This window comes from Streptomyces sp. SID11385 (assembly GCF_010548245.1).
Classification (GTDB): domain Bacteria; phylum Actinomycetota; class Actinomycetes; order Streptomycetales; family Streptomycetaceae; genus Streptomyces.
The window spans coordinates 1-1,274 of the sequence record NZ_JAAGLR010000165.1; the positions used below are offsets into that span (position 1 = coordinate 1).

Here is a 1,274-nt window from a genome sequence, read left to right on the forward strand (position 1 = left end):
CCGAGCCGCCGCGCCCCGCCCCCGGCGAGCACGACGGCGTCGTACGCCCCCGCCGCGTCGCCGGGCGTGCCCGCACGTCCCCCGCGTGCCTCCGCCGGAGCGCTGCCCGAGCCCGTACCGGAACCACGCGGCGGCACGGCGGAAGCGCGGCCGCAGTCCCGGTCCGTCCTGGTGCCCGTCCGCTCTTCCCGTTCCGTCGCCACCTCGCCACCGTCCTCGCTCCCGCGCCCCGCCGCCATCCCCCTGCCCGCAGTATGCGCGGGCGGGGTGGGCGGGCCGGGAAGCGGGCGCGCCGTGATGTTTCACGTGAAACATCACGGCGCGAAAGGCGACCGCGGCGGGTCAGAGCGTGCGCAGGAGGAGGGCGGGGTGTTCGACGCAGTCGGCGACGTAGCGGAGGAATCCGCCCGCGACGCCGCCGTCGCACACGCGGTGGTCGAAGGTGAGGGAGAGCTGGACGACCTGACGGACGGCGAGTTCGCCCTCGTGGACCCACGGCTTCGGCGTGATGCGGCCGATGCCGAGCATCGCGGCCTCGGGGTGGTTGATGATCGGGGTCGATCCGTCCACGCCGAAGACGCCGTAGTTGTTGAGCGTGAAGGTCCCGCCGGTGAGCTGGGCCGGGGTCAGCCGCCCCTCGCGCGCGGTGCGGGTCAGGGCGGCGAGCCCGGCCGAGAGCTGTTCGGCGTTCTGGTCCTGGACCTCCCGCAGCACCGGCACGACGAGACCGCGTTCGGTCTGCGCCGCGAAGCCGAGGTGGACGGACTTCAGCCGCACGATCTCCTGGTTGACCGTGTCCACGCGCGAGTTCAGCTCGGGGAAACGGGCCAGCGCGGCGGTCGTGATGCGGGCGAAGAACGCGAGGACGGAAATCTTCTCGCCGCCTGCCGCGTTCATCGCCGCGCGGGCCGCGAGGAGTTCGGTGGCGTCGGCGTCGACCCAACAGGTCGCGTCGGGGATCTCGGCGCGGCTGCGCGAGAGCTTCTCGGCCGCCGCGCCGCGCATCCCCCGCAGGGGTACGCGTTCCTCGGCTGCGTCCGGCAGCGGCTCGGCCGCGGCGGGGGTACGGGCCGAGTCGGCGACCGCGCGCTCGACGTCGGCGCGCACGATGAGGCCCTCGGGGCCGCTGCCGCTGAGGGCGCGCAGGTCGATGCCGTTGTCCCTGGCGAGTTTGCGCACGAGCGGCGAGATGACGGGCACGGGGCCGTCTGCCGCATCGGCCGACACAGCGCGGGCCGGCGCAGCCTCGGCCGGCTCGGGCGCGGCGGCCCCGG

At 75.3% G+C, this 1,274-nt stretch carries 1 protein-coding gene and 1 pseudogene; both read right to left on the minus strand.

What is annotated here, in order from left to right:
- Nucleotides 1-203: pseudogene (locus G3I42_RS36850) on the minus strand (hypothetical protein); the annotation flags it as partial.
- A gap of 139 nt (nucleotides 204-342) precedes the next feature.
- The coding region (locus tag G3I42_RS05270) for a dihydrolipoamide acetyltransferase family protein (protein ID WP_164282812.1) at nucleotides 343-1,274 on the minus strand (932 nt) is incomplete at its 5' end.